The sequence below is a fragment of the Pseudomonas sp. BF-B-26 genome (genome assembly GCF_019956495.1).
In the GTDB taxonomy this organism is placed as follows: Bacteria; Pseudomonadota; Gammaproteobacteria; order Pseudomonadales; family Pseudomonadaceae; genus Aquipseudomonas.
Window position 1 is genome coordinate 1 of the sequence record NZ_JAHBDP010000097.1, and the last position, 24191, is coordinate 24191.

At 56.9% G+C, this 24191-nt stretch carries 19 protein-coding genes and 4 pseudogenes; 16 read left to right on the forward strand and 7 right to left on the reverse strand.

The window, feature by feature from the left end:
* Positions 1 to 176 precede the first annotated feature (176 nt).
* The 3 genes from KGB03_RS22165 to KGB03_RS22175 all read left to right on the forward strand — a co-directional run bounded on the left by KGB03_RS22165 (position 177) and on the right by KGB03_RS22175 (position 4558).
* Entirely contained in the window at positions 177 to 590 is a 414-nt protein-coding gene (locus KGB03_RS22165) for a response regulator (RefSeq protein ID WP_192410408.1), read from the forward strand.
* A 110-nt stretch (positions 591 to 700) separates the two neighbouring features.
* A complete protein-coding gene (locus KGB03_RS22170) occupies positions 701 to 1327 on the forward strand; it encodes a response regulator transcription factor (RefSeq protein ID WP_223528954.1) in 627 nt (208 codons plus the stop codon).
* Positions 1328 to 1339: 12 nt separating this feature from the next.
* Positions 1340 to 4558 carry a transporter substrate-binding domain-containing protein gene (locus KGB03_RS22175; protein WP_223528957.1) on the forward strand — a complete coding sequence of 1073 codons (3219 nt, stop codon included), beginning with the start codon at positions 1340 to 1342 and terminating at the stop codon, positions 4556 to 4558.
* A 3-nt stretch (positions 4559 to 4561) separates the two neighbouring features.
* Here the strand turns inward: KGB03_RS22175 and dkgB are convergent, their stop codons facing one another.
* The gene (dkgB, locus tag KGB03_RS22180; RefSeq protein ID WP_111452462.1) at positions 4562 to 5365 is read right to left on the reverse strand and encodes a 2,5-didehydrogluconate reductase DkgB; all 804 of its coding nucleotides are present in this window, start codon (positions 5363 to 5365) and stop codon (positions 4562 to 4564) included.
* A 265-nt stretch (positions 5366 to 5630) separates the two neighbouring features.
* Positions 5631 to 6539 carry a LysR substrate-binding domain-containing protein gene (locus tag KGB03_RS22185; RefSeq protein WP_223528959.1) on the reverse strand — a complete coding sequence of 303 codons (909 nt, stop codon included), beginning with the start codon at positions 6537 to 6539 and terminating at the stop codon, positions 5631 to 5633.
* A gap of 104 nt (positions 6540 to 6643) precedes the next feature.
* On the opposite strand from KGB03_RS22185, the gene KGB03_RS22190 reads away from it, so the two are divergent.
* From KGB03_RS22190 to KGB03_RS22205, 4 genes are all read left to right on the forward strand, one after another.
* Positions 6644 to 7510 (forward strand): pirin family protein, encoded by an 867-nt coding sequence (locus KGB03_RS22190; RefSeq protein ID WP_218535475.1) that lies wholly within the window; start codon positions 6644 to 6646, stop codon positions 7508 to 7510.
* Positions 7511 to 7638: 128 nt separating this feature from the next.
* A complete protein-coding gene (ycaC, locus tag KGB03_RS22195; protein ID WP_074878621.1) occupies positions 7639 to 8265 on the forward strand; it encodes an isochorismate family cysteine hydrolase YcaC in 627 nt (208 codons plus the stop codon).
* A 194-nt stretch (positions 8266 to 8459) separates the two neighbouring features.
* A complete protein-coding gene (locus KGB03_RS22200) occupies positions 8460 to 9902 on the forward strand; it encodes a mechanosensitive ion channel family protein (RefSeq protein WP_218535477.1) in 1443 nt (480 codons plus the stop codon).
* 164 nt (positions 9903 to 10066) lie between these two features.
* Entirely contained in the window at positions 10067 to 10507 is a 441-nt protein-coding gene (locus KGB03_RS22205) for a carboxymuconolactone decarboxylase family protein (protein ID WP_218535479.1), read from the forward strand.
* Positions 10508 to 10516: 9 nt separating this feature from the next.
* Here KGB03_RS22205 and KGB03_RS22210 read toward each other — a convergent pair whose 3' ends face one another.
* Positions 10517 to 12109: a DHA2 family efflux MFS transporter permease subunit gene (locus tag KGB03_RS22210; RefSeq protein WP_008152189.1), complete on the reverse strand. Its 1593-nt coding sequence runs from the start codon at positions 12107 to 12109 to the stop codon at positions 10517 to 10519.
* The gene (locus KGB03_RS22215; protein ID WP_223528962.1) at positions 12106 to 13227 is read right to left on the reverse strand and encodes an HlyD family secretion protein; all 1122 of its coding nucleotides are present in this window, start codon (positions 13225 to 13227) and stop codon (positions 12106 to 12108) included. The genes KGB03_RS22210 and KGB03_RS22215 overlap by 4 nt, the downstream gene beginning before the upstream one ends.
* A gap of 256 nt (positions 13228 to 13483) precedes the next feature.
* Here KGB03_RS22215 and queC point away from each other — a divergent pair.
* A pseudogene (gene queC / locus KGB03_RS22220) lies at positions 13484 to 14173 on the forward strand (7-cyano-7-deazaguanine synthase QueC).
* A gap of 52 nt (positions 14174 to 14225) precedes the next feature.
* Here the strand turns inward: queC and KGB03_RS22225 are convergent.
* Together KGB03_RS22225 and KGB03_RS22230 are read right to left on the reverse strand one after the other, a co-directional pair.
* Positions 14226 to 15104, reverse strand: a complete 879-nt coding sequence (locus tag KGB03_RS22225) for a queuosine precursor transporter (protein ID WP_218535509.1) — start codon at positions 15102 to 15104, stop codon at positions 14226 to 14228.
* Positions 15097 to 15693 carry a helix-turn-helix transcriptional regulator gene (locus tag KGB03_RS22230; protein ID WP_218535511.1) on the reverse strand — a complete coding sequence of 199 codons (597 nt, stop codon included), beginning with the start codon at positions 15691 to 15693 and terminating at the stop codon, positions 15097 to 15099. The genes KGB03_RS22225 and KGB03_RS22230 overlap by 8 nt, the downstream gene beginning before the upstream one ends.
* A gap of 459 nt (positions 15694 to 16152) precedes the next feature.
* Between KGB03_RS22230 and KGB03_RS22235 the strand changes: the two genes are divergently transcribed.
* From KGB03_RS22235 to KGB03_RS31425, 3 genes and pseudogenes are all read left to right on the forward strand, one after another.
* Positions 16153 to 16539: a DUF6124 family protein gene (locus tag KGB03_RS22235; protein ID WP_218535513.1), complete on the forward strand. Its 387-nt coding sequence runs from the start codon at positions 16153 to 16155 to the stop codon at positions 16537 to 16539.
* 33 nt (positions 16540 to 16572) lie between these two features.
* Positions 16573 to 16827, forward strand: coding sequence for a hypothetical protein (locus tag KGB03_RS22240; RefSeq protein ID WP_033061103.1), 255 nt, complete (start codon positions 16573 to 16575; stop codon positions 16825 to 16827).
* 186 nt (positions 16828 to 17013) lie between these two features.
* Positions 17014 to 17139 (forward strand): annotated as a pseudogene (locus KGB03_RS31425) (RNA polymerase subunit sigma-24); the annotation flags it as partial.
* Positions 17140 to 17146: 7 nt separating this feature from the next.
* On the opposite strand, the pseudogene KGB03_RS22245 reads toward KGB03_RS31425, so the two are convergent.
* Positions 17147 to 17604, reverse strand: a pseudogene (locus tag KGB03_RS22245) (methyl-accepting chemotaxis protein); the annotation flags it as partial.
* On the opposite strand from KGB03_RS22245, the pseudogene KGB03_RS22250 reads away from it, so the two are divergent.
* From KGB03_RS22250 to KGB03_RS22270, 5 genes and pseudogenes are all read left to right on the forward strand, one after another.
* Positions 17593 to 17685, forward strand: a pseudogene (locus KGB03_RS22250) (aldehyde dehydrogenase family protein); the annotation flags it as partial. The pseudogenes KGB03_RS22245 and KGB03_RS22250 sit on opposite strands and share 12 nt — an antisense overlap.
* Positions 17686 to 17901: 216 nt before the next feature.
* The gene (locus tag KGB03_RS22255; RefSeq protein WP_223528982.1) at positions 17902 to 19266 is read left to right on the forward strand and encodes a TolC family outer membrane protein; all 1365 of its coding nucleotides are present in this window, start codon (positions 17902 to 17904) and stop codon (positions 19264 to 19266) included.
* Between the two features lie 132 nt (positions 19267 to 19398).
* Positions 19399 to 21537 (forward strand): type I secretion system permease/ATPase, encoded by a 2139-nt coding sequence (locus KGB03_RS22260; RefSeq protein WP_223528965.1) that lies wholly within the window; start codon positions 19399 to 19401, stop codon positions 21535 to 21537.
* A 96-nt stretch (positions 21538 to 21633) separates the two neighbouring features.
* Positions 21634 to 23049: an HlyD family type I secretion periplasmic adaptor subunit gene (locus tag KGB03_RS22265; protein WP_218535526.1), complete on the forward strand. Its 1416-nt coding sequence runs from the start codon at positions 21634 to 21636 to the stop codon at positions 23047 to 23049.
* Positions 23050 to 23183: 134 nt separating this feature from the next.
* On the forward strand, positions 23184 to 23786 hold the full coding sequence (locus tag KGB03_RS22270; RefSeq protein ID WP_218535528.1) for a hypothetical protein: 603 nt from the start codon (positions 23184 to 23186) through the stop codon (positions 23784 to 23786).
* Positions 23787 to 24191 lie beyond the last annotated feature (405 nt).

Here is a 24191-nt window from a genome sequence, read left to right on the forward strand (position 1 = left end):
CGGTTTAACTGATACACCGCGTCATCGTTCATCGCGGGCAAGCCTTGCTCCTACAGAAAATCGTACTAAGGCTGAAGTGAATCGTCCCGATTTTTAGGAAAAGTCCTACAGAAAGCTCGACGGCTCTTCCGTAGCCTTGCGCCCTCACGAATTCGATACCCTTCTGGGGGCCCACGTTGTCGAACAAAGCCTTACGTATCCTGATCGCCGACGAGTTGCATTTTCACCGCATGAAGGTCGAGCGATTGTTCAATCAACTCGACTACTACCGGATAGCACCGGTGCACAGCCTTGAAGAGCTGTTGACCCTGGTCGAATACAGTGGCGAGCCATTTGATCTGGTGGTCATCAATGCCTCGCTGGCAGGCGGGGCGTTGAACCTGTTCGATTTTTTTCTTGATAACCAGCAGGTTCATCACGCCTTGATCTATGACGGTCAGCAGGCGCAACTGCCGCCCATTCCTGCCTGCGTTCAACAGAGGGTTGAGGTGAGCCACGCAATATTGCCTGATCTGGCGTCCATTACGCGGCTGATGGCGATCATCGACCCTCGTCTACCGTTCGTCGGCTCTGTCATTTCTGTCAGGTAGTTGCGCCCGGTTTTCCATGCAAAAGTCTTTGCGCAGCCGGTGCGATCAACCGGGCCGGGCTCATTGGCATTGATTATTCAATCGTCGTTTTTGTTGCTCAGGGAGTTGCCATGAAGTCAGTGCTGATTGTGGACGATCATCCGGTGGTTCGCGCCGCAGTCAAAATCGTACTGGTGCAGGAAGGTTTCAAGCAGATATACGAAGCGGCGTGTGGTAATGAGGTTTTGCCGAAGATCCGCGAACACAAGCCTGAACTGGTGATCCTGGATCTGGTGATGCCCTCGCTCGACGGGCTGGATGTACTGGCGCGGATCAAGACCAGTGGGGTGCCCTGTCGAGTACTGGTCTTCACGTCCCAGGAACCCACGTTTTATCAGGATCGTTGCATGCATGCCGGCGCCGCAGGCTATATCGCCAAGACCAACGACTTGCAGCACTTGCACCGAGCCGTGCACGCCGTGATGGGCGGTTACACCTATTTCGCCCAGCTACCCTCGGCGTCGGTGTCGCTGAGCTCGATACAACTGAGTGAAAAACAGATGATCGATAAACTCTCCGACCGGGAACTGACGATCTTTCAGCATCTGGCCCGGGGCATCAGTAACAAGGCGATCGCTGAAATCATGCACTTGAGTCACAAGACCGTCAGCACCTACAAGACCCGTCTGATTGGAAAACTCAACGTGGAATCAGCGGTGTACTTGAGGGATTTTGCCAAGCGTAATCATCTGATCTGAGTGAGCCCGATCATGCGCAATTGTTTGTGGGCTCTGTTGTTGTTCTGTGGACTGGGAGCATCGGTGACCGCAGCCGATGAGCCAAAGCTTTTGCATGTGCTGGGACATTCAGCGGTGGAGGATTATCAGGTCCAGCTGGATGAAAAAGACTGGCAGTGGTTGCGTGGCAAGCGAGTCTTGCGCCTCGGGGTGTCGGGGCCGGACTACCCGCCGTTCGAGATCACGCGAAACGTTGATGAGCTGGAAGGCATCACCGCAGACTATGCCGCCCTGTTGGGGCAACTGCTGCACGTCAAAATCGACGTGCTTCGTTATCGTACACGCGAGGCGGCCATGGAGGCGCTCAAGCGCGATGATCTGGACCTGCTCGGCACGTCCAACAACTTTGAGGCGGCTGACCCGCAGCTGACCCGATCCAGTGCCTATGCCGAAGATCAGCCGATGCTGGTTACCCGCCTGGACGACTGGATGCCCGCCGACCTCGCGGGCAAGCGCATCGCCATGGTCGATGACTATCTGCAGGCGCAGACTGTCGAAGCCTTCTATCCCGATGCGAGCTTGCAACGCTACCCCTCGGCACTCGACGCGATCGGGGCGGTGGCGTTCGGGCAGGATGATGTGTACCTCGGCGACTTCATCAGTGCCAATTACCTGATCAATAACAACTACCTCAGCAACGTACGCCTGGTGGGGCCTTCCGGCCTGGACGCCAATCCGTTCGGCTTTGCCTTCAGTAGGGGCAACCCTCGTCTGAAGAGCATTGTCGATAAGACTCTGGCGGCAATTTCCATGGATCAACGCACGGCCATCGAGCAGCGCTGGAGTGCTGGAAGAGCCAACATGGCGGGTCAAGAGCGAGTACGTTTGAGCGCCAGCGAGCAACGTTGGCTGGATCGACATCCGACGGTGCAAGTGGGAGTTGTCGAGGACTTCGCACCGCTGACTTTTTACGATGCACAGGGACAACTCAGCGGGTTGACCGCGCAATTGCTGACGCTGATCAGCCAGCGCAGCGGCTTGACCTTCAAGGTGCAGCGGGGCAACTCCCTCGATCAGCAGATCCAGCAACTCAAGGACGGCACGATCGACGTGTTACCGGTGGTCACGCCCGGAATCGAACGCGAAGCCGAACTGCGCTTCACTCGGTCCTACCTGAACAATCCGTTTGTACTGGTCAGTGCGAGCACCCCGGGAAGCCCCAGGAGCCTGGACGATATGGCCGGTAAACGCCTGGCGATTTATCGCGGTCATCCGTTGCTCGAGTTCATCCGCGCTCGGGCGCCCACTGTACGTCTGGTCGAAGTGGCGAGTCCGGCGCAGGGGATGGAATGGGTGATCAAGGGCCAGGCCGACGGGGTCGTCAGCTCATTGATCGTGGCTCGGTATCTGGTCACCCGGCAATACCGCGAGCGTCTGCGGATCAGCAGCACCGTGGGGGATGAACCGGCGCGTATCGCTCTGGCCACCAGCCGTGGTGCGCTGGAGTTGCACTCGATTCTGAACAAGGCACTGCTGAGCATTTCGCCCCGGGAGATGGATGAGCTGCTGGCCCGCTGGAGCAACGATGTGGTGGTCGATGACAGCTACTGGCTGCGTCATCGCCAACGCATTCTCCAGGCGTTTGCCGCTGCGGGCGTTTTGTTGTTGCTCGCACTGGCCTGGATTGCCTGGCAGCGTCGGCAGATCACTCAACGCCAACAACTGCTCGCGCAATTGCAGGATGCCAAGAACGCCGCCGACGATGCCAACCGCGCCAAAACCACCTTTCTGGCGACCATGAGTCATGAAATCCGCACACCGATGAATGCCCTGATCGGCATGCTCGAACTGGCGCTGAAGCGAGCGCAAGAGGGCTTCACTGATCGCTCCGCCATCGAAGTGGCCTCCACTGCCGCGCAGCAATTGCTGGCGCTGATCGGCGACATCCTGGACATCGCCCGCATCGAGTCCGGGCATTTGTCGCTGACCCCTGAGCGGGCCAATCTACGCACGCTGGTGGAGTCGGTGTGCCGGGTTTTCGAAGGCCTGGCACGGCAGAAGAACTTGCAGTGGCGGGTCGAATTGGCCGAACACAGCGATCGTGACGTGTTAGTCGACCCCACGCGCTTCAAGCAGGTGCTGTCCAATCTGCTGAGCAACGCGATCAAGTTCACCCGTGAAGGTGAGGTGAGTCTGACACTGCGAGTGGAGCCCGGTATAGCGGGACATCTGGCAGTCAATGTGCGTATTGAGGACAGCGGCATCGGTATCAGCGTGGTCGATCAGCAACGGCTGTTCAGCCCGTTCGTGCAGGCCGGTAACAGCCAGCAGTCAGGCCACAATGGCTCCGGTCTGGGACTGGTGATCAGCCGCACGCTGTGCGAAATGATGGGCGGCCGATTGCAGCTCGACAGCGTCCTCGGACTGGGGACGCAAGTCGACATCAGCGTTGATCTGATTGCGTTGCAACCGTTGACCTGCGGCGAGTGTGCCGATAGCGGATTGCAGGTGACCACTCGGCTGCTGACGATTCTGGTGGTCGACGATTACCCGGCCAATCGATTGTTGCTGTCGCGGCAGCTGAGTTACCTGGGGCATCAGGTGCTGGAGGCTGAGAATGGCGAGCAGGGTCTTGTGAAGTGGCGCGAGCATGAGCTCGATTTGGTCATCACCGATTGCAACATGCCGGTGGTCAATGGTTATGAATTGGCGGGTGCAATACGCGATGAAGAGCGCGCCAATGGTTTGCCTCCCACGCTGATTCTGGGGTTTAGCGCCAATGCGCAGCCGGAGGAAAAGATCCGTTGCCTTGAAGCGGGCATGGACGACTGTCTGTTCAAACCGATCCGGCTGGCAGATTTGAGTGCGTGGCTGGCATCCCGATTTGTGAATGAGCCGCCAGCACCGGTTGCAGAAAAATCAACGTTCGAAATCGACCTGACCGGCCTGGAGCTCTACGTCGGTGAAGACCGGACGCTGATCAATCAGTTGTTGCACGAACTGGCCGAGACCAATCGCTATGATCGCGATGATCTGCTTGCTGCGCACGTCATTGGCAATCGTCACCGGCTGCAAGACCTGGCGCACCGCATCAAAGGGGGGGCGCGGATGGTTCGTGCAAAACGTTTGATCGAGTGCTGCGAACATCTGGAACGTGCCTGCGCCGAAGGGCGCGCGGCGTTGATTGACGAGGCCGTCGATCAATTGCAACACGCCATGGCACGCCTGGATCAGAGCCTCAAGCAAGACTGACGCTTAATCCCACTGGGGCGCGATGCCTTTGGGGCTGGTCAGTCGCTGGCCACGATCCAGACCCGCAATCAGCGCCATGTCGGCATCGCTCAAGGTCAGTGTGCGGGCGTGCAGGTTGCTTTGCAGGTTGGCGCGTTTGGTTGACGAGGGGATCACTGCGTAACCCAGTTGCATGGCCCAGGCCAACGTGACGTGTGCCGGCGTCGCCTGCAGGCGATCGGCGATCTGCTGGATCACCGGGTCTTTCAGCACTTCGCCGTAAGCGAGGGTCATGTACGAGGTGATCTGGATGCCCTGGCTCTGCGCGAATTCGACGACCTTGCGGTTTTGCAGGTACGGGTGCAGTTCGATCTGGTTGGTCGCGATGTGTTCGGCACCGACCGCGGCGATCGCCTGTTTCATAAGGTCCACGGTGAAGTTGGACACGCCGATCTGCCGGGTCAGGCCCAGTTGTTTGGCTTCGAGCAGGGCGCCCATGAATTCCTCGACCGGCACTTGATCTTCCGGGGACGGCCAATGGATCAGTGTCAGGTCCAGGTAGTCGGTTTGCAGCTTTTGCAGGCTTTCCTTGAGGCTGTCGATCAGGCGATCCCTGGCGAAGTTGGCCACCCAGATCTTGCTGGTGATGAACAACTCGTCACGGGCGATGCCACTGGCGGCAATGGCTTCGCCGACCTCGGCTTCGTTCTCGTAGATTTGCGCGGTATCGATGACCCGATAGCCCAGTTCCAGGCCAGTGCTCACCGAATCGATGACCACCTGGCCTTGCAAGCGAAACGTACCAAGGCCGAATGCGGGAATAGACATCAATGACTCCAGGGGTTGCAGTGGGAATGGGCACGAGTATCCGCGTCCGCCCCCATGGGAAAAACCGCTGGATCGGCAAAGCAATGTTTACCGCAAGTCATGAATCGGGGGGCAGTCTGGGGGATTGGTAGTGTTTGGTCGGACGCTATCGCGAGCAGGCTCGCTCCCACATTGTATTTGCGTACACCATAGATTCACTGTGGGAGTGAGCCTGCTCGCGATAGCCGCGACTCGGTTTAAGGTCCTTACCCCCGTGTTCGGGCTTCTAGGCAATATCGCTGTGGCTGAATTCCTCGCCCAGAAAGTCGATCAATGCGCGCACCGACGGCAGCAGCCCACGGCGTGACGGGAAAATCGCGTGGACGATCCCGCACTTGGGGGCCCAGCCCGGCACCAGTTCCACCAGTCGGCCCGCGGCAATGTCATCGCGCACCACCACACTGGGCAGGTGAGCGATGCCGATCCCGGCTACCACGGCATGACGCAGCGCCAATAGGTCATCGGTGACCATTCGTGGCGCATGCCGGATCACCGCGCTGGCGCCATTGGCCCCAAACAATTCCCACTGATACTCACGCTGCGCCGCGCCCCAGTGCAGGCTTGGCAACCCGCTGAGGTCGGCCGGGGAGGCCGGTGATGACAGGCGCGAGACAAAGGCCGGACTGCCCACCAGGCACTGGGTGCTGTTGCCCAGCACCTTCATCACCATGTCGGTATTTTCCAGCGGCGGAAAGCGCACCCGCAGGGCGATGTCGAACCCCTCGTGGATCAGGTCGACCCGGCGGTTGGTGCTCTCGATGAACAACTCCACCAGCGGGTACTTGAGCATGTAGCGAGTCAGCATCGGCCCGACCCAGGAGTTGAGCAGCGCGGTCGGGCAACTGATGCGCACCAGGCCCTGGGGTTCGGAGCGGTTGCGTTCGATCAGTTCGGCGGCGCTTTCCGCTTCCACGCGCATCGCCAGGCAACGCTGGTAATAGGCCTGGCCGATTTCCGTCAGTGAACAATGCCGGCTGGTGCGGTGCAGCAGGCGTACGCCGAGGCGGTCTTCGAGCTCGGCAATGCGCCGGCTCAGCTTCGACTTGGGCATGTCCAGCGCCCGACCGGCCGGGGCGAAACCGTGGTGTTCCACCACTTGGGTGAAGTAATAGAGGGTGTTGAGGTCTTCCACCATCGTTCTCCATATAGAACGCTAAGGCTGATTTTTGCAGTCTAGTGCATCAAAGGGTTCAGTTTTAAGCTTTGTCCATCGCGTCACACACCAGATTCGGAGGCGGAATGAAAAACATCATCGGTATCTACACCAGCCCACGGACCCATTGGGTCGGCGACGGTTTTCCGGTTCGCACGCTGTTTTCCTACGACAACCTGGGCAAACACATCAGTCCGTTTTTGCTGCTCGATCACGCCGGTCCTGCTGAATTCACCCCGACCACCGAGCGTCGTGGCGTTGGTCAGCATCCACACCGTGGTTTCGAAACCGTGACTATCGTTTACAAGGGCGAACTGGAGCACCGCGACTCCACCGGCAGCGGCGGCAAGATCGGGCCAGGCGACGTGCAATGGATGACCGCAGCCTCGGGGATTCTCCACGAAGAATTCCACTCAGAAGGTTTCGCCAAAACCGGCGGCACCCTGGAAATGGTGCAGCTGTGGGTCAACCTGCCGGCCAAGGACAAAATGGCCGACGCCGGTTACCAGACGATTCTCGATGGCGACATCCCGAGCATCGCGCTCAAGGACCAGGCCGGCAGCCTGCGTTTGATCGCCGGTGAGTTCGATGGCCACACCGGCCCGGCGCGCACGTTTACCCCGATTGACGTCTGGGACCTGCGCCTCAACGGCGGCAAGTTGCTGACCCTGGACCTGCACGAAGGTCGTAACACGGCACTTGTAGTGTTGCGTGGCACGGTTCAGGTCAACGGTGTGGAACTGGTGCGCGAAGGGCAGTTGGCGTTGTTCGAACGCAATGGCCAGCAGCTCAGCCTGGAAGCCAATAACGACGCCGTCGTGTTGCTGCTCAGTGGCGAACCGATCGACGAGCCGATCGTCGGTCACGGTCCGTTCGTGATGAACACCGAGCAAGAGATTCACCAGGCCTTCGCCGACTTCCAGTCCGGTCGGTTCGGTCGGATGCACGGTTGAACTCAATGTTGTAACGCTGTGGCGTGTCGGGCGAGGGCGACTAGCCTTGCTTGGCCGCGTTTTAACGAACTATCAGGTTTCTCTCACGCCGACCCGTTCGGCATCGATAAAAAGCGAGGATTACTCCCATGACTACCTCTTACAAACGTCTCGACAAGGATAACGCCGCCGTTCTGTTGGTTGATCACCAGGCGGGTCTGCTTTCTCTGGTGCGCGACATCGAGCCGGACCGTTTCAAGAACAACGTGTTGGCCCTGGCTGACCTGGCCAAGTACTTCAAGTTGCCGACCATCCTCACCACCAGTTTCGAAACCGGTCCCAACGGCCCGCTGGTGCCTGAGCTCAAAGCGCTGTTCCCGGATGCGCCGTACATTGCCCGTCCTGGCCAGATCAATGCCTGGGACAACGAAGACTTCGTCAAGGCGATCAAGGCCACCGGCAAGAAACAACTGATCATCGCTGGCGTAGTGACCGAAGTATGCGTGGCGTTCCCGGCGCTGTCGGCACTGGCTGAAGGCTTCGAGGTGTTCGTGGTGACTGACGCTTCCGGCACCTTCAACGAGCTGACCCGTCAATCGGCCTGGGACCGCATGTCGGCCTCCGGCGCGCAGTTGATGACCTGGTTCGGCCTGGCCTGTGAGCTGCATCGCGACTGGCGCAATGACGTGGAAGGCTTGGCCACGTTGTTCTCCAACCACATCCCGGACTATCGCAACCTGATGACCAGCTACAACACCCTGACCAACAGCAAGTAACACAATCCCCTGTGGGAGCGGCGGTGCGACGATTCGACTTGCTCGCGAAAGCGGTGTAACAGTCAACATAGTTGTTGAATGTTAATCAGCCTTCGCGAGCAAGCCCGCTCCCACATTGGTTTTGCGTTAAATCCTCCTACAATGTGGCCAATCTGTGAGATCTTCGCGCCAATGGTCCTTGCTGGAGTTGCTTGATGCTGTCACTGCTTACCGATCATCCATTGATCTGCGCAATGGCTTTGATCCTTATCGATCTGGGGCTGTGGCGCCTGCTCAGTGCCAATGGCAGCAACTGGAAACTGTTGGTGCGGGTGGTGATTTTTTCGTTGTTCAGTGTCCTGCTGTTCAACGAAGGTCTGAACCCCATGGAAACGGCGCCCTGGGCCGACAACGTGCCGCTGCACCTGGCCGCCACCGGATTGCAGATCGGCTGGTGGCTGTTCGGCGCGCGTACCCTGACGGTGCTGATCGGCGCGGTGATGATGCAACGGGTCGGGCACACCGGGCGCTTGCTCCAGGATTTGCTCGGCGCGGTGATTTTCCTGATCGCGATCATCGCGGCTTTGGCGTACGTACTCGATCTTCCGGTCAAGGGTGTGCTGGCGACTTCAGGCGCATTGGCGATCATCGTCGGCCTGGCCTTGCAAAGTACCCTCAGCGACGTGTTCTCCGGCATCGTCCTCAACACCACCAAACCCTATCAACTGGATGACTGGATCTCGATCGACGGCACCGAAGGTCGGGTCATCGATATCGACTGGCGCGCGACGCGCCTGCAAACCTCGCAAGGCAGCATGGCGGTGATTCCCAACTCGCTGGCGGCCAAGGCCAAGATCATCAACTTCAGCCGTCCCAGCGACATTTTTGGTGTCTCCATCAGCCTGCAACTGAGCCCGCACGCGCGTCCGCAAACGGTGATCGACGCGCTGGAACGGGCGATGCAAGGGTGCCGTTATCTGTTGAGCAAACCGGCGCCGTGTGTCGCGTTGAAAGGCTCCAGCGCCACCGGCGTGGAATACGAAATCAGTGGTTTCGTGGTCTCCATGGACCAGAAGCGCATGGTCCGTAATCTGCTGTTCGACCTGGCATTCCGGCACTTGCAGGCCAGCGGTGTCAGCCTGTTGTCGAACGTCGAACCCAATGCACCTGCCAACCTGTCGCGGCCACGGGCATTGCTGGAGGCGTCGAACATTTTCTCGACCCTGCGTCAGGAAGAGAAAGAAACCTTCAGCCAGAACATGACCCTGCAGAACTTCCGCGCCGGTGAAATGATCCTGCCAGCGGGGGAGGTCAGCGATCATTTGTTCATCATCGAATCCGGTGTCGTGTCGGTGGAGCTAAGCCGTGGTGGGGTCAAGTTCGAGTCCGGGCGCATGGGGCCGGGTGAGGTGATCGGCGAGGGCGGTATTTTGTCCGATACGGCGCTACCGGCGGACTTCAGCGCCAAGACGTTCTGCAGCTTGTACCGGATCGAGAAGGAATACCTCAAACCGTGTCTGGATGCGCGACATGACATCAGCGAAGCGATGAAGGCGTTACTGGATTTTCGCTTGAACAAGGCGCAGACGTTGACTCAGGAAGCGCCCAGGGTTGTGCAGAAGAAGGGGTTTTTGCAGTGGCTGCGCAATCGAGCGTAGGGGCTTGAAGGTCATGGGCGCGGGTGTGGCAAAGGCATTTCGGATGAGGACGACATGGGTAGGAGGTACCCCATTGGCATCCTCAACTTCCCAATAATTGGCTATTTGCTGCATCTCAGGGCGGGATTAACGTAGCTCCACACCCTTTGTGACTGGAGCCCACCATGCAACCGCGTATCGATTTCTACACCGCTTCCCCCGATGCACTCAAAGCCATGATCGCGCTGGAAACGGCTGTTTCGAAGCTGCCTCTGGAAAAAACCTTGATTGAACTGGTCAAGCTGCGCGCCTCCCAGATCAATGGCTGCGCCTTCTGTGTCGACATGCACACTGCCGATGCCCGCAAGGGCGGTGAAACCGAACGTCGGCTGTACGCGGTGTCGGTCTGGCGTGAAACGCCGTTCTTCACACCCCGTGAACGTGCGGCGCTGGCCTGGACCGAATCCTTGACGCTGCTGAGCCAGACCCACGCCCCTGATGAAGACTACGAACTGGTCTGCGCACAGTTCACGCCTAAGGAAATGGTCGACCTGACAGTGGCGATTTCCACCATCAACAGCTGGAACCGCCTGGCAGTAGGCTTCCGCAAAATGCCTCAGGAGTGACACCTGGGCTCAATGCGCATCGGCACTCGGCGCGGCCGGTGGTTGCACCTTGCGCATCAAGGGCACCATCGCCGTGGCGATGATGAAGCAGACCATGATCATCAGGAATGCATCGCCGTAGGTTTGCGTCTGCGCTTCGCGGTAGGTCAGCAGCCACAGCTGATGCAGGCTGGCGGTGACACCCGCGTCACCGCTTTGGCCAAGGGCGGCGAAGTTGTTGCCGACCTGGGACAGCCACTGATTCAGTGCTTCATTGGTGCTGTTGAGGTTTTCCGCCAACCGGGTGAAGTGCAGGTTGGTGCGGTCATTCAGAATGGTCGCGCACGCGGCGATACCGATGGCACCCCCCAGGTTTCGCATCAGGTTGAATAACCCCGAAGCATGTTTGAGCCGCGCCGGTGCCAGACCACCCAAGGTCAACGTCACCGCCGGCGGCACCGCCAGTTGCTGGGCAATCCCGCGCAGCGCTTGCGGCAGCATCAATTCCTTGGCCCCCCAGTCATGGGTGATCGGGCTGAAATCCCACATCGACAACGCGAACAGTCCAAGGCCGATCATCATGATCCAGCGCAGATCGATGCGGTTGGCCAGAAAGGCGTACAGCGGAATCGCCATGATCTGGAACACCCCGGTGGAGAAAACCGCCAGACCAATGTCCAGCGCGCCATAGCCACGCACCCGGCCGAGAAACAGCGGCGTCAGGTAAATGGTGGCGAACAGGCCGATGCCGGTGACGAACGAAAAGAAACAGCCAAGGGCGAAGTTGCGGTCTTTCAGGGCGCGCAAGTCGACGATCGGGTTGGCGACGTGCAAGGTTCGACCAATGAACGCCAGGCCGGCCAGCCCGCTGATCCATGCCGTGGTCAGAATCGTGCTGTCGCTGAACCAGTTCCAGCGCGGGCCTTCTTCGAGGGTGTATTCCAGGCAACCGAGAAACAGCGCCATGAACACCATGCTCAAGTAGTCGGCGCCTTTGAGCAGCGACAATTCCGGCTGGTCGATTTTCACCAGCATCGGCACCGCCACCGCGACGAAAATCCCCGGCACCAAATTGATGTAGAACAGCCAGTGCCAAGAGGAAACATCGGTAATCCAGCCGCCGATGACCGGCCCCAGGGTCGGTGCCAACGACGCCACTGCGCCAATGGTTGCAGCCGCGATCACCCGTTGCTTGCCGGTGAAGAAAAAGAACGCGGTGGTGAACACCAGCGGGATCATCGAACCGCCGAGAAACCCTTGCAGGGCGCGGAAGGCGATCATGCTCTGAATGTTCCAGGCCGCGCCACACAGCAGGCTGGCCAGGGTGAAACCCACCGCTGAAGCGCAGAACAGCCAGCGCGTCGAGAACACTCGGGACAGCCAGCCGGACAGCGGGATCACAATGATTTCGGCGATCAGGTAACTGGTTTGCACCCACGCCGTTTCATCGGTGCCCGCCGAGAGCCCGCCGCCGATGTCGCGCAGCGAAGCGGAGACGATCTGGATATCCAGCAGCGCGATGAACATGCCGATGCACATCGTGGCGAAGGCAAACACCTTGGTCGCCGTTGCCATGTCGGCGGCATTGAACGGTTGCGCGGGGGCGGCGAGGGCGCGGCTCATGGCGCGGTGGCCACGGCCGGGGTTGCAGGTTCCTTGCGAGTGTCCACTTCAGCGGTGACCGACAGGCCCGGACGCAGATGGCCGAGCACACCATCGGCCGGATCAAGCACGATGCGCACCGGCACCCGCTGAACGATTTTAGTGAAGTTGCCGGTGGCGTTTTCTGGCGGCAGCACGCTGAACTGCGAACCACTGGCCGGCGCGAGGCTGTCCAGATGACCGTGGAATTCCTGCCCCGAAAGCACGTCGGCATGAATGATCACCCGTTGCCCCGGTGTCATTCGCGATAGCTGATCTTCCTTGAAGTTGGCATCAACCCACAGCCCGCTGGCCGGTACCACTGACAGCAATTGCGAACCGGCCTGGGCATAAGCGCCGACCCGCGCCCGGCGATTGCCGATCACGCCGTCCACCGGGGCCTTCAGTTCGGTGTAACCCACGTTCAACTGCGCCAGATCACGTTCGGCGCGAGCCTGCATCAGTGCAGCGCGGGCTTGTTGTTTCTGGGTTGCGATCACATTCAACTGACGTTGTGCGGCGAGCAATTCAGCCTGGGCCCGGGCGCTGAGGGCTTGGGCGGTCTTGAAGGTGGCGTTGGCGCGTTGGGCGCTTTCCACCGAGACGGCGTTGCTGCCGACCAGTTTTTTATAGCGAGCATCGTCATCCCGTGAACGGGCGGTTTCGGCGCCAGCGGCATCGATCCCCGCGCGGGCCTGGCCGATCACCGCGTGTTGCAATTCTTCGGTGGCATCGAGATTGGCGAGCAGCGCTTCTTCGGCGGCCACCGCACCTTCGGCCTTGGCCAGGTTGGCGCGGTAATCGCGGGAGTCGAGACGAATCAGCACATCGCCGGCCTTGACCTTCTGGTTGTCGGTCACCAACACCTCTTCGATATAACCCGCCACCTTTGGCCCGATCACCGTCACATCGCCGCCGATGTAGGCGTCGTCGGTCTCTTCGATGAAACGGCCGGCGGTCCACCAGTGAGTCGCATACAGCCCGGCGAACACCAGGGCAGCGATGACCGCAGTCAGCAAGATCAACCGTTTGAGCAGGGGAGGCTTGGGTGTGCTCACCGGGACAGCAAGGTCGGGTTCAAGGGTGGGCATGCTGGTCATGGAGATTACCTGTGGGAAACGGGTCCTTATTACGCGTGTAATATGACGTAGGTAATATTTTGTGGCAATTGATTTTTGTTGCCGGTCGTCAGGTGGTAGCGGAGGAGGGCTGGCTGTTGACCCTCAACAGGGAAATCACACAAACGGAAATCGGAGACGATCATTTCGGAAACCTCCCACACCCAGAATTTGAGCTTCCCGGTAGGGTCAACGGCCCCCGGCGTCCTGCCGGGGCACCTCCAAGGAAGAACGAACCATGACCAGAAAGGCCGTTATCGTTTTCAGCGGCGGACAAGACTCAACCACCTGCTTGATCCATGCATTGCCGACATACGATGAAATTCACTGCATTACCTTTGATTATGGCCAGCGCCATCGTGCGGAAATCGAAGTGGCGCAACAGCTTTCAAAACAGCTTGGCGTGAAGGTGCACAAGGTATTGGACACTTCGTTGTTAAGCGAACTGGCCATTAGCAGTTTGACGCGGGACCACATTCCAATTGCAAGGAGTACGGGGGAGGGCGTGCCTGATACGTTCGTGCCCGGCAGGAATATTCTGTTTTTAACGTTGGCTTCTATTTATGCCTATCAAGTGGGTGCCGAAGCTGTCATCACGGGTGTGTGTGAAACAGAGAGCTCTGGTTACCCGGATTGTGGTGATGAGTTTGTTAAGGTGTTGAACAGCGCCATTCAGTTGGGCATGGACTATAAGGTACGGATCGAGACGCCGCTTATGCGGCTTAATAAGGCAGAGACTTGGGCTTTGGCTGATTACCATAAGTAACTGGATTTGATTCGTTACCATACGTTGACTTGTTACAACGGGATAATGGGAAGTGGGTGCGGCGACTGTGATGCTTGTGCTCTTCGTGCGAAAGGGTTGAGTGAGTTTTTGGGGAACAGAGCGGAGGTCTGGAGCAGTCTAAAAATTAAACTAGGTATTTGAAATGAAACTTCCTGACCAGAGGGGAGCTATTAGCTGCTAGCTCCCCTTGGTTTTATGCTGTTTGGATACGAGCGGTGTACCTTTTAAACAATGACCTCGCCCCGTAGGCAGGTAGAATATTAAAAACAGCAAAACACATTTTTATAGCTATCTGAACATAGACTATATGTAATATTTCGCTGTTTTGCATGGTTCCATAAAACGCAATAAAGCAAAAAAGGACGCTGTCGATTATCACTGCGAAGAATGTACTAAAAAATACTCGCAGAAAAAGAAGTCTGGAGTTTGTAAGTTCTTTTATTTTACATAGCAAATAAGAGTTTACGTACTCGGAAAAAAGAAAAGAGACAGAAGACGCCACTAATGCGGATGAAACATGGTTGATGAGTTCGCCGTAGGAGGTGTCAAACTTCCAACTAGGCAGTCCTGGGAGATAGCTAGTGGCGTTTAACAGAGCAAAAATAAAAGCGTTACTTAAGAATGCAAATAAAATAGCTTTTCTTGCAAGCCTGAATCCATAAAATTCGTTCAATAAGTCGACTATTAAAAATGTCAATGGGTACAAGAAGACGCCAGGGGTGATAATGACGTTAAATTGTTCTAGATAAAACAATTTTGCCGTGGCGAAGTTTGTAAAGATGTACAACGTAAAAAGTATTAGATTTAATATAACAAAAATAATCCATGCTCCTTCGTGACGATCATTTACTTCGTATGCGGTCAGTGCGGCTCCGCGAGAATAGAACTTTCGATACACGCTTTTTATTTCTGCTTTGTTTAAATTGTCTAGTATCTCGCTTTTTACTAGCGCGCTAAGCGTTATTTTTATAACTTTGCCAGTGGAGAGAATCATGATTATCGCTAGGTTTTTATCGCTCTCAAATCCTAATAATTTGTACTTGCTGTTCTCGATCTCGCCCTTGTTAACCATTAAACCTTTCCTCAACGATTTCCCCTACTACACAGAAAACATCAGAAGCAAGAGCGCAATCATTGGCTATAAATAACTTTCTTGTGGTCTTGTTATATATTAATTTTTCTCTATCGCTATTCAAAAGTCCCTTGTTTATTATTAGCAGATCTCCAGGTTCATTGGCTCCACTGATTTCGCTCTCCAGAAGAACGCCGATTAAATTACACGCCGCACCGAAATAATAAGTCAAGGGGTGAAGTGTCGCTAGCTCACCGATTCTTTTGTCCAGGTTCTGAATAAGCAAGCTTTCTTTTATTATGGGGACTGCTGCTGGATTCATATTTCCGTGAAGGGAAATACTACTTTCTATTGTCTCTTTCTTCTCAAAATCTATGCTTTCTATTTCTTGATAGGATACTCCGAAAAAATCGGAAATCTTGCGAATTGTGGACTGTTGAACGTTTACAACCTTACCCTCCAATATGTTGTATATCGTAGTTCTGGTTAAACCAACGGAGTTGCATAGTGATAGTTGTGTTTCTCCGCGACTTTTTATCAAATATTTAATGTTATTTTTCAAGTTTTCTGTTTTTTCTTTTCTGTGCATAAAAAATCACCATTTGTTTATTGCTAGAAAAAAATATCCCGATACAGCTGAGTAACGATGTTGGTGTTGTTTTCAGAGAACCTTGCATCTTGAATGCCTGAATTATGTGCAAAATAATGCTGCAAGCACGTTGGCAAACGTTAGATAATGTTTCGCGGCGGGGCGCACGGGCAAATTAAGGAATTTTCTTACAGAAACAAGGTGGTAATAATGATTTTATGTGTGGCACGGTTTAAAGCGGTAGAGCCATCTGTTTTTTGTAACCATCGAATCTAGCTGGAGTGTACAAATATTAACCAATTATTATCATTTTTTTGCACAGATGTTCACTTGTTTGATTAACAAAGTTAAATTTATTGTTAATGTTTTTACCTCTCAAATAATATGCGTACAGTAAGCATCCTTGTCCCGGCTGGCAGTGTGGGACTTGCATATTCCAACTTTGCAAGGAGCTTTGTTATGAAAAAATTCGCAACCAAATCCGCAGAATCACCAAACGATTCCCCCAACGACACCGTCGATTCATCCCGTCCCACCAAAGTCGCCGAACAACTCGTCAGCGTGCCCCTACGCACTCACACACGTCCCGCATCTGCCAGCTATTTCTTCGCCGTCGTTCCGGATGTCGACACGGAAGCCTTGCTCTGTCACGCCTCTGAAACCCTCGCCTCCCTCAGTGTCATGGCCACCGATCTCGCCCGTGAACTGGAAGGCCCTCGTCGCCATGTCATTGTGGGTATTCAGCAACTGTCGGCGCTGGGTGAATTGCTGGTCAATCGAGCGCTGGACAACCTGGAGCCGCCCCGGGGATCGTCTGAAGGTCGTCCAACTGCCAGCGCTGAATAATCGTGTGCCTTTACTCAATGGAGGTTTTTCATCATGGATCGATACATGCCTATCACTGGCATCGACTGCAACATCCCATCATTGCTGATCGACACTGAAGCCCCCCTGGACGTGTTGCATGAAACCGCGGCCTACCGCATTCGTACCGCAACGCAACTGCTGGAGAGCATTGCGTTTGGCGAAGGTGTCCACAGTGAACTGGCGCGGGTGTTGGTGACTTCACTGCGCGATGGCTGTGATTTGATGGATGTCGTCGGCCGACGATTGCAGGGGCAGGTTTCAGCGTAGAAAAAAGGGCGCCTTTCGGCGCCCCGTTACAAACAGGTCGGCTGGTCGTTGTCCCGCCACCCACGCACAGGGTCACCCGCGAATTGGAAAGGGTGCAAAAACCTGTGTAGCGCCCGGTCTGGAATCCATTGCTCCAGGTTAATAGGAAGCATTACTATTCACGCCCCGTCTTCACAGCACACCGCAATGACCCCCAAGCTGCCCCGCAGACACGGCTTTTTCGAGCATTACGAAGAGTTGGTCGGGACCTGGACCCGTCGCCTGAGAAATCGTCAGCAGGCCGAGGACCTGGCCCACGATACCTTCGTCAGAACGCCTTTTAGATCCGAAAACTCCCCACCAACTGATTCAACCGCCCAGCCTGCCGCTCCAGCTCGGTACAGGCCTGCAACGTCGATTGCAGATTCTCCACCCCTTGCTGATTCAGGGTGTTGATCTCGGTGATGTCGACGTTCAACGCCTCCACCACCGATGTCTGCTCCTCAGTCGTCGCCGCCACCGACTGGTTGACGTTGTCGATCTCGCCAATGCGCTGCGTCACGTTGTTCAGCCGTTTGCCGGCCAGGTTGGCGATACTGACGCTTTCTTCGCTGTGCTGCTGGCTTTCGGTCATGGAGGTCACTGATTCGCGCGCGCCGATTTGCAGTTCTTCGATCATCTGGTGGATCTCGGCAGCCGAGGTTTTGCGTGCGTCCGGCGAGGCTGCGCACGTCATCGGCAACCACGGCAAATCCACGGCCTGCTTCACCTGCGAGCGGCTCCGATGGCGGCGTCAAGCAATCAGGCATGGGTCGCGAGTTTGGTCGCGCCGTGATCGAGGCGTATACCGAGTTGAAGTCGGTGTGCATCACGCACTGACCCAGACGTTTACGACGGCCCCTGCAACGGTGGCCGTTGGCTTGACTGACTGATCTTGCGAGGACACTAGTAGCTATACTTCTGCCTTGTTGTGGCGAGAGGCCGAGCGTAGGATGCGCCCCTGTCAGCATGGCTGAATCGTTTTACCGCTACTCGACACGGATTGTTATGACTGCCCCCACCCGTTTTTTTGTTCCGCTGTTCTCCCTCTCGTTAATGACTCTCTCGGTGCTGGCCGACGCCAGTTCCGATCGCGCCGATTTGCTCGGGGTTTACCGTCAGGCGGTCGAACACGACGCGCAGCTTTCGGCGGCGCGGCATGATTACCAGGCCCAACGCGAAAGTGTTCCGCAAGCCCGGGCCGGTTTATTGCCAACGCTCAACGCGGGTAGCACGGTGGAGTCGGTGCGCCTGCAACGTGATGAGCCAGGCCTGACACGCTCGCGCAGTACGGCGGTATTTCAAGCCAGTCTCAACCAGCCGCTGTTTCGGGCCGATCGCTGGTTTCAACTCGAAGCGGCTCACGCCAGTACCGCACAAGCCGAGCTGGAATTGGGGGCCAAGGAACAAGGGCTGGTGCTGACAACCGCCCAGGCCTATTTCGAAACCTTGCGTGCGCTGGATTTGCTGGCGGCTTCCAAAGCCGAGGAAGTCGCGCTCAAGCGCCAGCAGCAACAGGCCCAGGCGCGGCTGGAGAATGGTGCCTCGAGCATCACCGATGTGCTCGACGCCCAGGCCGCTTATGACAACGCCGGTGCCAATCGAAAACTCGCCGAGCGCAAGGTTGAGGATGCGTATGAAGGGTTGGCCCGTCTGACACGCCAGGATTACTCGTCAATCGAAGGCATTGCGCACCAGTTGCCGGTGGAGCTTCCGGCCCCCAACGATGCCAATGAGTGGGTGAGTCATGCGGTACGGCAGAACCTTGCCTTGCAAGCCAGCAATTATGCGGTGATCGCCGCCGAGCAAACCCATCGCCAGCGCAAGGCCGGTTATGCACCGACCGTCGACGCGGTGGCGTCGTGGCGCAAGGGCGACAATGACAGCTTTGGCTACAGCAACCCGACGGATTTCGGCCGCGATGGCTACCGGGGCAATGTGGTCCAGGGCAGCATCGGCGTGGAGTTGAACATTCCGTTGTACAGCGGTGGCATGACCCGTTCGCAAGTGCGCGAAGCGACCGAGCGCCTGGCACAAAGTGAAGACGAGCGCGAAGACCGGCGCCGCGAAGTGGTGCAGAACACCCGCAATTTCTACCGCGCGGTCAACTCCGATATCGAACAGGTGATGGCCCGCCGACAGACCATTCGCTCCGGCCAGGCCTCGGTCAAGGCCAACCAGGTGGGCCGTGACCTGGGCTCGCGCAACACCGCTGATGTGCTCAACGCCCAGCGTCAGTTGTACAGCGCGGTGCGTGAATACAACAACGCGCGCTACGACTACATCATCGACACGCTCAAACTCAAACAGGCGGCGGGGACATTGAGCCCCACTGACCTGACGGATCTGGCGATGTACCTGACCAAAGACTACGACGCCGATCGCGATTTCCTGCCGCCCGAGGAGCGCAGGGCGCTCTGATTGCTGACTCATACACCTGAGTGAAAGAAACCTCATGCGGTGATATCACAACGATACTAATTGTTTCGAGGTTGATATAACCTATTGAAAGATTGAGGAATTTTTTGCCGTTCACGGCAGGCATGGAAGCTTATGAGCAATGAAGGAAGGGGCGCTGAGTCGCCCATGGCAGACACAGGTCTTGTGTGTCTGGTGATGTTGGCCCGGTTTCATTCGGTGGCAGCCTCCGCCGAGCAATTGGCCCACGAATTCGCCCCCGCGCAACAGTTGTTCACGTCCCGGGAACTGCTGCTCGCCGCACGCAAGCTGGGGCTCAAGGCCAAGTCGGTCAACACCACCATCGCCCGTCTGGACCGCACGCCGCTGCCGGCGATTGCGGCCAATGGCGACGGCACGTTTTTCATCATTGCCAAGCTGGATCAAGGCAAGGCGCTGATTCAGGATCCGCGTGCGGAGCGCCCTGAAGTCATCTCCTTCGAAGACCTGGCGGCGCGCTGGACCGGCGAACTTTTGCTGGTGCGTTCCGAGTCAGGCCTGCCGGGTGAAACCTCGCGGTTCGACTTCACCTGGTTCATTCCGGCCATCGTCAAATACCGCAAGTTGCTCGGCGAAGTGTTGCTGGTGTCCTTTGCCTTGCAACTGTTTGCGCTGGTCACGCCGTTGTTTTTCCAGGTGGTGATGGACAAGGTGCTGGTGCATCACGGCCTGACCACCCTCGACGTGATCGCCGCCGGGTTGTTGGGCATCATGCTGTTCGAGTCCGCGCTGAGCGGGTTGCGCAGCTACGTGTTTGCCCATACCGCCAGCCGTATCGACGTTGAGTTGGGCTCGCGGTTGTTCCGGCATCTGATCAACCTGCCCTTGGCGTATTTCCAGGCCCGGCGCGTCGGTGATTCGGTGGCCCGGGTGCGTGAGCTGGAGAACATTCGCAGCTTCCTTACCGGCAATGCCATCACCTTGTTGCTGGACGTGCTGTTCTCCGTGGTGTTCGTCCTGGTGATGTTCTATTACAGCGGTTGGCTGACACTGATCGTGCTGATGTCATTGCCGTTGTACGTGCTGGTCTCGCTATTCGTCACGCCACTGTTGCGTGCCCGCTTGCAGGACAGCTTCACCCGCGGCGCGGAGAATCAGGCGTTTCTGGTGGAGACCGTGAACGGCATCGATACCGTGAAATCCATGGCGGTCGAGCCTCAGGCCATCCGCAAGTGGGACAACCAGATGGCGGCCTATGTCGCCGCCGGTTTCAAGACCCAGACTCTGTCGACCATCGCCAATGAAAGCGTGTCGTTGATCGGCAAACTGGTCACGGTCGCGACCCTGTGGCTGGGTGCTCGATTGGTCATCGACGGCCAACTGTCAGTGGGTGAACTGATTGCCTTCAACATGCTCGCCGGTCGCGTCAGCGGGCCGATCATGCGCCTGGCCCAGTTGTGGACCAGCTTCCAGCAAACCGGCGTTTCAGTGCAGCGTCTGGGCGACATCCTCAACACCCGCACCGAACTGTCCCAGGCCACGCGCAGTGCGTTGCCACCGCTGCGGGGGCTGATTGAATTCGACCAGGTGCATTTCCGTTATCGCGCCGATGGCTCGGAAGTCCTGCGTGGGGTCAGCCTGCAGATCGCGGCCGGTGAGGTCATTGGTGTCGTGGGGCGTTCCGGCTCCGGTAAAAGCACCCTGACGCGGCTGCTTCAGCGTTTGTACGTGCCCGAGCGCGGCCGGGTGTTGGTCGATGGCATGGACCTGGCCCTGGCGGACGTTTCCTCCCTGCGCCGGCAGATCGGCGTGGTGCTGCAGGACAACATGCTGTTCAACCGCAGCATCCGCGAAAACATTGCCCTGAGCGATCCGGGCGCGCCGCTCGAAGCGGTGATGCACGCGGCGAGCATGGCCGGCGCTCACGAGTTCATTCTGGAACTGCCCGAAGGCTACGACACCATGGTCGGCGAACACGGCACTTCGCTGTCCGGCGGTCAGCGCCAGCGGGTGGCCATCGCCCGTGCCTTGATCGGCAACCCGCGAATTCTGATTTTCGACGAGGCCACCAGCGCTCTGGACTACGAGTCTGAGCGGATCATCCAGCAGAACATGCAAAGCATCTGCGCGGGTCGCACGGTAATCATCATCGCGCACCGGTTGTCGGCGGTACGCGATGCGAATCGCATTCTGGTGGTCGATCGCGGGCAAATCGTCGAGCAGGGCAGTCATGCCGAATTGCTCACCCATCAGGCTGGCCACTATTCGCGCCTGCACCGAATGCAACAGGGCTGAAGCAGCCCTTCAATCACTCGTCATTGGTTTGTCGACCGCGCCTGATATCGGGCGCGGCGGCACTCACTGTAGTCCGGATTCAAGGATCGATTTCCCATGAGCGCAACGCCTTCGTTAATGCAGCGTTACCGCCACGCCTGGCGCGAATCCTGGCGCCAGCGCAAACAGATGGACAGCGTGCAGCGCTTGCCCCATGAAGCACAGTTTCTCCCGGCCGCGCTGGAGTTGCAGGACACCCCCGTGCACCCGGCGCCACGGATCTTCGTCTGGAGCATCATGGGCTTCGCCGTGCTGGCGCTGCTGTGGGCGTGCGTGGGCAAGATCGAAGTGGTGGCGGTGGCCTCCGGCAAGATCGTGCCAAGTGGCAAGACCAAGCTGATTCAGTCCAGTGAAACAGCGGTGGTCAGGGCCATTCATGTCAGCGACGGTCAGGCGGTGAAAGTCGGCGAATTGCTGGTCGAACTCGACCCGACGGCCGCCGACGCCGACGTCAGACGCATTCAAAGCGACTTGCTCGCCGCCCGCATCGACGGTGCCCGCAGTACGGCGATGCTCGACGCGATCAATCAGCAAAAATCGCCGGCATCACTTATCGGGGCGATTGCCGACGCCGATCCGCAGCAGGTGCTCAGCGCCCAGCGCTGGCTGCAAGGTCAGTACCAGGAATACCGCAGCAGCCTGGAACTGGTCGACGCGGAAATCCTCCAGCGCAACGCCGAAATCCAGTCCGCCCAGGCCCAGGTAGCGAGCCTTCGGCAGACCGTGCCGATTGCCACGCAACTGGCCGAGGACTACCAGCGCCTGCTCGCGCAACAATACGTCGCACGCCACGAATACCTGGAAAAAGAACAGGCGCGCCTCGACCTGCAACGCCAATTGAGCGTGCAGCAGGCCAGCGTCCTGCAATCCACCGCCGCGCAAGGCGAAGCGCGGCGTCGGCGCGAAGGCGTCGTCGCGCAAAATCGCCGCGCCATGCTCGACCTGCAACAGCAAGCCAACCAAAAAGCTGCCAGCCTGGTCGAGGAACTGGCCAAGGCCCGCTACCAGGAAACCCTCACCAGCCTCAACGCCCCGGTAGACGGCACCGTCCAGCAACTGGCGATCCACACCGTCGGCGGCGTCGTCACCCAGGCCCAGCCACTGATGGTCATCGTGCCCGCCGACCAACCGGTGGAAGTGGAAGCCATGCTGGAAAACAAGGACGTGGGCTTCGTCCGCGCCGGCCAACCAGTCACGGTCAAGGTCGAAACGTTCACCTTCACCAAATACGGCACCGTCGCCGGTGAAGTCCTCAGCGTCTCCAACGACGCCATCGACGATGAAAAACGCGGGCCGATCTACAGCAGCCGCATCCGCCTGAAAACCGACCATTTGATGATCAACGGCCAACGCGTGGCGCTGTCGCCGGGGATGTCGGTGACGGCGGAAGTGAAGACCGATCAGCGGCGGGTGATCGAGTACTTTTTGAGTCCGTTGCAACAGCATATGGATGAGAGTTTGAGGGAACGGTAATTGGGGGATCTCCGATACGCAAAAAAGGGAGAAGCTAAAAGGGGATAGATGTATTTTAAGTCTGGATCAACTCCAGAAAAATAAATCTGTCCCCTTTGAAGTTTCTTTGAGGTTAAATTTGTTAAGGGTCAATAATGAATGGTTATGTAAAGCGATTGCTATTTTGGTTGGGGGTTGGAGCAGCTAGCGTGCTGTTTTTGTATTGCTTGATACCGGAGCCTAAAGACAATCCATATATGGAAATCTATTCGGCATCGAATGGCGATGATTTTCCCGGTTGTGGATTTTCAGATAGCGAAAAGTCAGGAAGAGTATTTCGGTTTTATATGACTCCTGAAGATTGTCGGTTGATTGATTATGGTGGTGATGTTTTTACCATTTCCATTGAGTATCCCAGCATGAAAGTGGTAAGGCCGCGGGTGGATAACTCGGTTGTCACGATTCGAATGTTTCCGATTTTACGTTCTTCTTTTCAAGAAGGTGCATTTTTAGAAGGCGAGATACCTTCGAAAATAATTGAAGGTGTCAAGTTTTACGACTATGGGGGGCTTACTACTAGAACTTTTGACGGAGGTGAAGGCGAAACTGTATTCGCTACAGATCATAAGCGTTTCTGGCTGGCAAAGCGTTTGTTTAAAGATTTACGGGTGTCTTATCAGTATGCGCGTAAGTATGAAGATATAAGGTCGATGGATAGGTTTGTTATGAGCTTTCTTAAGCAAGTAATAGTTAACTAAGGGTTTATGGATGAATGTCGTTAATTTCAGTTCGGAAGAGCTAGTAAAATTAAAACAGTTTCAGGAGCAGAAAAATTATCCGGCGGTGTACGGGTATATGCATGAAATTGTGACCCGAGAGATAAAGGCCTCGCAGGATCCAACAGCTCTTGCGGAAATGAAGTCCATCGCCACATGGCTGGATGCTGCAAAATCGATTAACTCAAACGACCGAACGTTTCAAAGTGATGTTGTTCGTGGCTCCATGAAATTTGCAGTGGCGACGACAGGACGGCTTTTAACGGATGCCAATTTCCAAAAGGCCTCGGATGACTTAGCGTTAGAGGTATCTACGCATGTGCTGGGTGCTAGAGGGATGCCGCCCATTCAGGAGATTATTAACGCAGACGTCAATTCGGCTGTGCA

Excerpts from the sequence above, each read along its gene's own strand:
- KGB03_RS22230 (WP_218535511.1), bottom strand. The coding sequence starts at position 15,693 with ATGCACAGAAAAGAAAAAACAGAAAACTTGAAAAATAACATTAAATAT.
- KGB03_RS22235 (WP_218535513.1), top strand. The coding sequence starts at position 16,153 with ATGAAAAAATTCGCAACCAAATCCGCAGAATCACCAAACGATTCCCCC.
- KGB03_RS22265 (WP_218535526.1), top strand. The coding sequence starts at position 21,634 with ATGAGCGCAACGCCTTCGTTAATGCAGCGTTACCGCCACGCCTGGCGC.
- KGB03_RS22185 (WP_223528959.1), bottom strand. The coding sequence starts at position 6,539 with ATGGTGGAAGACCTCAACACCCTCTATTACTTCACCCAAGTGGTGGAA.
- KGB03_RS22215 (WP_223528962.1), bottom strand. The coding sequence starts at position 13,227 with ATGACCAGCATGCCCACCCTTGAACCCGACCTTGCTGTCCCGGTGAGC.
- KGB03_RS22190 (WP_218535475.1), top strand. The coding sequence starts at position 6,644 with ATGAAAAACATCATCGGTATCTACACCAGCCCACGGACCCATTGGGTC.
- KGB03_RS22270 (WP_218535528.1), top strand. The coding sequence starts at position 23,184 with ATGAATGGTTATGTAAAGCGATTGCTATTTTGGTTGGGGGTTGGAGCA.
- KGB03_RS22225 (WP_218535509.1), bottom strand. The coding sequence starts at position 15,104 with ATGGTTAACAAGGGCGAGATCGAGAACAGCAAGTACAAATTATTAGGA.
- KGB03_RS22175 (WP_223528957.1), top strand. The coding sequence starts at position 1,340 with ATGCGCAATTGTTTGTGGGCTCTGTTGTTGTTCTGTGGACTGGGAGCA.
- KGB03_RS22210 (WP_008152189.1), bottom strand. The coding sequence starts at position 12,109 with ATGAGCCGCGCCCTCGCCGCCCCCGCGCAACCGTTCAATGCCGCCGAC.
- KGB03_RS22260 (WP_223528965.1), top strand. The coding sequence starts at position 19,399 with ATGAGCAATGAAGGAAGGGGCGCTGAGTCGCCCATGGCAGACACAGGT.
- dkgB (WP_111452462.1), bottom strand. The coding sequence starts at position 5,365 with ATGTCTATTCCCGCATTCGGCCTTGGTACGTTTCGCTTGCAAGGCCAG.
- ycaC (WP_074878621.1), top strand. The coding sequence starts at position 7,639 with ATGACTACCTCTTACAAACGTCTCGACAAGGATAACGCCGCCGTTCTG.
- KGB03_RS22170 (WP_223528954.1), top strand. The coding sequence starts at position 701 with ATGAAGTCAGTGCTGATTGTGGACGATCATCCGGTGGTTCGCGCCGCA.
- KGB03_RS22240 (WP_033061103.1), top strand. The coding sequence starts at position 16,573 with ATGGATCGATACATGCCTATCACTGGCATCGACTGCAACATCCCATCA.
- KGB03_RS22200 (WP_218535477.1), top strand. The coding sequence starts at position 8,460 with ATGCTGTCACTGCTTACCGATCATCCATTGATCTGCGCAATGGCTTTG.
- KGB03_RS22255 (WP_223528982.1), top strand. The coding sequence starts at position 17,902 with ATGACTCTCTCGGTGCTGGCCGACGCCAGTTCCGATCGCGCCGATTTG.
- KGB03_RS22205 (WP_218535479.1), top strand. The coding sequence starts at position 10,067 with ATGCAACCGCGTATCGATTTCTACACCGCTTCCCCCGATGCACTCAAA.